Genomic DNA, 6,518 nt, shown 5'->3' on the forward strand with positions numbered 1-6,518 from the left:
CTCAAATTTTATTTTATATCAAAAATAAAACCGTCACCATTTATTAGATTTTACCTACTAATAAAATACGGTGATAAATTAAATTTTATGAAAACATTAATAGCCATAAATAAATTTAATAATAAAAATTAAGCACAATATTAACATTATAGGAGAAATCTTAGTCTTTTCTTTACTAAAAAGATTAAATGATAAATTTAATAAAATATAAAATACTGCTCCAACAAAAAATCCTGAAGAAATGCTATAAGTTAGGGGAATCAAAAAAAATATTAAAAAGCTAGAAATATTTTCTCTAATATTAAAGAAATCAATTTTTATTATTTCTCTACACATTGAAAATCCTACATATATTAAAGCTGCAGCAGTTGCACTAGCAGGAACAGCAATAAAAAGAGGAGCAAAAAACACTGCAACTAAAAATAATAATCCAGTTACAATTGAAGTAAAACCCGTTTTGCCACCCTCAGCAATTCCAGTAAAACTTTCAATATAAGTAGTAACAGTAGAAACTCCCATTACTGATCCAAAAGTAGTAGCAACTCCATCTACTAATAAAATTTTTTTTGCATTAGGAATTTTTCCGTTTTTATCTAACATACCACCTTTTGTTGTAACACTTATTAAAATACCCACAGTATCAAACAAATCGTTGAACAAGAAAATAAAAACTATTGATATAAAAGTCCAAAAATGCTCACTCAAAGCATAAGAAAAATCTAATTGATTAAATATTGGCCTAATAGATTCAAATTTTAAAACCCCATTGGGAAGATGTATCCCAATAGATTTAGCACCTTCTAGGTTAAATGTTGCATATGTCCATGCTGTGGCAGTAACTATACTAATTGCCCAAAGTATGCTTCCTCTAATATTTAATTGTTCAAAAATTACAATAAAAAATAATCCTAAAAATGTAAATAAAACTTTAAAATCAATGAATGCTCCAATTCCAACTAATGTAGCATCATTTTTAATGATGATGCCGCCATTGACAAAGCCAATAAAAGCAATAAAAAGCCCGATTCCAACTGTAATAGAGTATTTTAGATTTATTGGAATAGAATTTATAATTTGCTCTCTTACTCTTAAAAAGGATAGAAAAATAAAAATTAGTCCTTCAATAAAAACAGCGGCCAATGCAACTTGCCAAGGAATATTCATGCCAATTACTACAGAATATGCAAAAAATGCATTTAAACTCATTCCAGAAGCTAATGCTAAAGGGGTATTAGTATAAAGTCCCATTAATATTGTAGAGAATGCTGCTGTTAGGCAGGTTGCAGTGACTAGCGCACCAATTGGCATACCCGTTTTAGATAGTATTGCCGGGTTAACAGCTATAATGTATGACATACTTAAAAAAGTAGTAATGCCTGCAAAAATTTCCTTTTTGTAGTTAATATCACTATTTTTAAATTGAAAAAATAAACTTTTTACATATTTCCCCATAAAATTTTCCTTTTTATTGTTTAAAACTATCTTTAATAATAACCATTAATTCTCTAATTTTTTTAATGAGCTATTGAATTTTATTAATCATATTATTCTGAAAAAGAATATTTTCGCTGTCGGGTAAATTTGAGAATACAATAGTTTTAATAACCCTTTCAGAACTATTTGTAATAACAAATTTTCTGGCTTTAATAAGCTTTAAATAAGCTTTTAAAGAAATATCTTTTCCAACACTAAAAAAGGTTTGAAGATATTGATGATCAATTAGCTTGTGATGATTAAATAAAAATATGGCAATTATATCATTTCCAACTTTTAAAAATAAAGGTTCTTTGTACCTTAAATTCCACTTATTAGAAACAGTAAAATAATGTCTTAAAGAAATTTTATTATTCTCTTGAATTAATTTAATATATTTGGAATCTTTTTTTAATTCGGGAATACCGTCAAAATAGATTGTAGAACAAGACAATATTAAAAATATTAGATTAAAAAATAATAAATATTTTTTAAAAATTTTAAAGACAGTCAATGATATGTGAAGATTTTTATAGAATTTTATTTTTAAATGCATATTCTAAAGTATTTTTTGTATTTTTAAAATTAACATCAATAAATCTTGGATCATACTGCAAAGTCTCTTTGGTCCAAACTTGGAAAGAATCATCGTTAAACAAAAATACTAGCTTTTTATAAGGGGTTAAAGCTTTTGACATAAGAGTAAAATTGTCTTTATTAAGGTTAATGTATAAAAATTTAAAATTTCCAATGCTAACTACCTTAGAAATGGCTATGCTTCCAATATATTTATTGTCTTGAATTAATTTTAGATATCCTTTAGTAAAATTTAAATTTGAATCTAACATAACATTTAAAAAAACAGTAAATTTATTATTAGATTTATCTTTTTTAATGTAGATCTGACTATCTGGATAAAAATAAAGAAAATAATCTGCTCTTTCAATTTTTTCAAAATTCTTTTCTAAATCTTCAGCAATATTTAAAACCTTGCAAGAAGAATAAATAAAAACCATTAAAATCAAAGAAAAACTATATTTCATAATTAACTTATATTATACAATACAGAAAGGAGAGTATTTATATTAAATGAATAAAAATAACTTCGGTGCTTATATTGAAAATTCCAAAGTCTATTCAGATTATATAATATTAAAACATAAAATATTACTTATTCCGGTTCCTATAATAAAAATTGCTATGGAAGAAGATCTTAAAATTTTTGAAATAAGTTTTCAAGATAAACATAAAGATTTTTCAGGATATATTCAATTAAATGAAAAATCTTTATATATAAATGAAAATATGAGTCTTGAAAATAAAAGATTTACAATAGCAAAACACTTAGGACATTATTTGATGCATCAAGATCAAATCAAAAATCTAACTAAAAATGAAAACCATTATAATGATATTAAAGATAGTCAAATGATAACAGAAGCTAATATATTTGCAACAAACATTTTAATTCCAACAACCACATTAAAATTAAAATTATCTCAATATAAATCTAAAGAGTACCCTCAAAAAACAATAGCAAAAGAATTTCAAGTAACCCAAAATACAATTTATTTAAAATTAAGCATACTTAATGAACTTAGCAAAATAGAAAAAATAAAAAAGAATAAAAACCTTTTAAAAATTAAAAATACAAAACATAAAGTAGAAGCTAAGATTTGCCTCCATAATACAGATAGAATTAAAGAATCAATAGCTCTTGATTTGGAAAAATATGAACTTGAAAAAAAAGAAAGAATTAAAAAAATATTTGAAGATCTAGAATAAAAAGCTTTTTTAAATTAAAAACTTTTTGAGTATATATTCCATCTTTACATTAGCTAAGGCTAAATAATATTTACTCTTAATAAGAGAATCTAAATGAGTTTTTGCAATTACAATCCAATACTTATTATTCATAAATTTCTTAGTAGTTGGGAAATTGATTTTTAATGAAAAATTTTTCATAATTTTTTGTCTTTCAAGATAAGATAAAACTTCTGCTTTAAAAGATGCACCTTGGGTTGAGCTATAAGCAATAAGTATACTATATAATTTCTTATTATAAATAAAAAGTTCTTTAATAAAATTAATATTACTATTAAAATTAGATTCATCAATGTAAATATAAACACTATTTTTTATATCATTTAAAATTTCAAAATCAGATACCCGATGCAAATGTTCATAGTCTTTGATTTTAAAATTTGAAATTTTCAAATCAGGATAATTCATCAAAGATGTTAAAACAGCTAAATTTATTTCATCTTTTTCTGGTATTGTAACCAAAGAAATTGTTGAACACCCATAAAGAAATAAAAAATAAATAGAAATTAAAAACTTCTTCATTTAATGTTTAAATTGTATGCTTTTAGTAAAATAAAGTAAAGTAAATAAAATACATAAATATTTTGATATAATGTAAAAATAAACTTTAAAAGGATGTATAATGAGCTCTTATGCGTTAAGCAAGATATTTTTATATTTTGGGTACCTTGTTATTGGATTTTTATCTTTTACGATTTTTAATAAAAACTTACGAAACAAGATCAGGGATAAATTAAAAAATTTATACTTTTTATATTATTTAACTTTTTTTATTCTTTTTATTATTAGCTCAAACTTATCTTATTACTATACTGAAAAACAGTTATTAGAAAATTTTAATATTTTTGAAAAAGAATTTCTTGAAATACATAAAATAAATGAACAATTTTTTCAAAAATACCTACTAAATTTTCCAGTACCAATAAGAATGGAATTGATGTCAAAATTTGATCCAATATATACGGTGTTTAATGCTAGTTTTGAGAAATACTCTAAAAACATTGGCAAAAGTTCTTATGAAATTCAAACAAATTATAAAAATTATGTCAAAGCAACAAATTCAGAAATTAAAAAAAAATTAGAACAAATAAAAGAAAATATTAATCCTATTTATAATAAATATAAATTACCCATTTTAAATGGAGAAAATACAGAAATAAGTATTGATGAGCATGGAAATATTATTCCTGTTATAAAAAATACAAATGGACAAATAACGGAATTACTGTTTTACGATCAAAATTATAATTTAATTCCCTTTAGAGAATTTGAAAAATATAAAGTTAGATTTGATATAATCCCAGAAAATAAAAATACACATTTTAAGGAAATAATAAATGTTTATTATCTTAATGAAAGCAATACTATCACTCCTATAAAATATTATAACAATAATATAGAGGCTAGCCCTTATTACATAGACTTGCAAGAGAATAACAACAATTTTCTTAAAGCAATAAAAATTAAAAAAGAATACGGCTTATACATTGAAAAAAAAAAGCAACTACAACATTTAGTTGAAAATGATAAACTTAATGATTTTAAAGAATTTTTAGCAAAAAATAATAATATTATCTCATTAAATACAATATTTTCTAACGGCAATCCAATATTTACTTATGCCATAAATGTAAAAGCAAAAAATATCATAAATTATTTAATCACAAAAGAATTTAATATTAATTTAAAAAATCAAAGTTCTCAAACAGCTCTTCATAATGCCATAATTCAAAAATATGATTTAGAATTTATTAAATCACTTATTAAAAAAGGCGCTAATCCAAATATCAGAGATAGCGACAATAAACTCCCTATAGATTACTCTAATAAAACTAGTGAAATCTATAAATATTTAATTGATATTTAACTTTGTCATGCTAATTAAATCAGCAATTAGCATGACAACAGCATTCTAAACTAAATTGATTCAATTTACTAAAATTCTAAATTTAATTTGTAATAATTCAATGAAGAAAAAAGGTTAAACCCGATACTTTAATAATAATGACATACGAGATTAAATTGAAAATAATCTTTAGCTCTTTTTAGAAATATAAAATTTTACAAACAGCAATTTTTAATATATTATTAATTATTCAGTGCCAATATTTACAAGATTAAAAAATCTTGTTAAGATATTAAGCGTATTATTCAAATTAATTATTTTAATTAATTAATTTGGATTTAATAAAAAGGGGAAAATTATGTCAACATCATCCGCATCTATATCTATATTTACAATATTGCAAAAAATAGGAAAAGCTTTTATGCTTCCTATAGCACTTTTACCAGCAGCTGGAATTTTATTGGGAATCGGAGGAGCATTTACTAACGACACAATGATTCAGGCTTATGGATTAGAAGCAGCACTTGGAAAAGGAACTCTAGCAAACTCAATACTTTATCTTATGAAATATACAGGAGAAGTAATTTTTGCTAACTTACCTTTAATGTTTGCAGCAGCAATTCCAATCGGACTTGCCAAAGTAGAAAAAGGAACAGCTGCTTTAGCAGGGGTAGTAGGCTTTTTAGTTATGCATCAAACTATAAATGGAATCTTGTACATACAAGGAATAACACCAGAAAGCGCAAGCTTAAAAGCACTATTAGAATTAGGAATGCCTGAAGCAGCTGCAACTGCAAAAAGTCAGGAATATACAAATGTGCTTGGAATATTTTCTCTTCAAATGAGCGTAATGGGGGGGATGATAGCAGGATTTTTTGCTGTCTTTCTTCATAACAGATTTTATAATATTCAATTACCCACATTCTTAGCATTTTTTGGAGGCACAAGATTTGTGCCAATCGTAACCACAATAACAATGTTTGTAGTAGGAATATTTTTAACATTTACTTGGCCTTTTGTCCAAACTGCAATGACTTCGTTTGGAAACATCGTAGAACAATCCGGACTTTTTGGAACATTTGCATATGGGGCAATAAAAAGATCTTTAATTCCGTTTGGACTTCACCATATATTTTATTTACCATTTTGGCAAACAGCTGTTGGTGGAACATTGGAAATAAATGGAGAACTAATATCAGGGGCACAAAACATATTCTTCAAACAACTTGCAGATCCAAATACTGTACACTTTGAAGTTGCAAAAGGAACAAGATTTTTTAGCGGAGAATTTGTTGTTATGATTTTTGGATTACCTGGGGCTGCGCTCGCTATGTATCACACATCAAAACCTGAAAATAAAAACAATGTAGCTTCA

6 protein-coding genes and 1 pseudogene are annotated in these 6,518 nt (G+C 24.8%); 3 read left to right on the plus strand and 4 right to left on the minus strand.

The window, feature by feature from the left end; all coding sequences use genetic code 11:
- Window positions 1-96: 96 nt before the first annotated feature.
- From DB318_RS05390 to DB318_RS05400, 3 genes are all read right to left on the minus strand, one after another.
- Entirely contained in the window at window positions 97-1,452 is a 1,356-nt protein-coding gene (locus tag DB318_RS05390; protein WP_151074425.1) for an NCS2 family permease, read from the minus strand.
- Window positions 1,453-1,522: 70 nt separating this feature from the next.
- Window positions 1,523-2,029: a hypothetical protein gene (locus DB318_RS05395; protein ID WP_151074426.1), complete on the minus strand. Its 507-nt coding sequence runs from the start codon at window positions 2,027-2,029 to the stop codon at window positions 1,523-1,525.
- Window positions 2,004-2,516 carry a hypothetical protein gene (locus DB318_RS05400; protein ID WP_172964389.1) on the minus strand — a complete coding sequence of 171 codons (513 nt, stop codon included), beginning with the start codon at window positions 2,514-2,516 and terminating at the stop codon, window positions 2,004-2,006. The genes DB318_RS05395 and DB318_RS05400 overlap by 26 nt, the downstream gene beginning before the upstream one ends.
- Before the next feature lie 46 nt (window positions 2,517-2,562).
- On the opposite strand from DB318_RS05400, the gene DB318_RS05405 reads away from it, so the two are divergent.
- Window positions 2,563-3,258, plus strand: coding sequence for an ImmA/IrrE family metallo-endopeptidase (locus DB318_RS05405; protein ID WP_151074427.1), 696 nt, complete (start codon window positions 2,563-2,565; stop codon window positions 3,256-3,258).
- 9 nt (window positions 3,259-3,267) lie between these two features.
- Here DB318_RS05405 and DB318_RS05410 read toward each other — a convergent pair whose 3' ends face one another.
- Window positions 3,268-3,819: a hypothetical protein gene (locus tag DB318_RS05410; RefSeq protein ID WP_151073917.1), complete on the minus strand. Its 552-nt coding sequence runs from the start codon at window positions 3,817-3,819 to the stop codon at window positions 3,268-3,270.
- A gap of 100 nt (window positions 3,820-3,919) precedes the next feature.
- Between DB318_RS05410 and DB318_RS05415 the strand changes: the two genes are divergently transcribed.
- Complete coding sequence (locus tag DB318_RS05415) at window positions 3,920-5,164, plus strand: ankyrin repeat domain-containing protein (RefSeq protein ID WP_151060830.1); 1,245 nt, start codon at window positions 3,920-3,922, stop codon at window positions 5,162-5,164.
- Window positions 5,165-5,501: 337 nt separating this feature from the next.
- Window positions 5,502-6,512: pseudogene (locus DB318_RS05000) on the plus strand (PTS transporter subunit EIIC); the annotation flags it as partial.
- Between the last annotated feature and the right edge of the window lie 6 nt (window positions 6,513-6,518).

This window comes from [Borrelia] turdi, assembly GCF_008828755.2.
Taxonomy (GTDB): domain Bacteria; phylum Spirochaetota; class Spirochaetia; order Borreliales; family Borreliaceae; genus Borreliella; species Borreliella turdi.

Coding starts and splice junctions, on each gene's coding strand:
- DB318_RS05395 (WP_151074426.1), bottom strand. CDS start 2,029: ATGCATTTAAAAATAAAATTCTATAAAAATCTTCACATATCATTGACT.
- DB318_RS05410 (WP_151073917.1), bottom strand. CDS start 3,819: ATGAAGAAGTTTTTAATTTCTATTTATTTTTTATTTCTTTATGGGTGT.
- DB318_RS05400 (WP_172964389.1), bottom strand. CDS start 2,516: ATGAAATATAGTTTTTCTTTGATTTTAATGGTTTTTATTTATTCTTCT.
- DB318_RS05390 (WP_151074425.1), bottom strand. CDS start 1,452: ATGGGGAAATATGTAAAAAGTTTATTTTTTCAATTTAAAAATAGTGAT.
- DB318_RS05405 (WP_151074427.1), top strand. CDS start 2,563: ATGAATAAAAATAACTTCGGTGCTTATATTGAAAATTCCAAAGTCTAT.
- DB318_RS05415 (WP_151060830.1), top strand. CDS start 3,920: ATGAGCTCTTATGCGTTAAGCAAGATATTTTTATATTTTGGGTACCTT.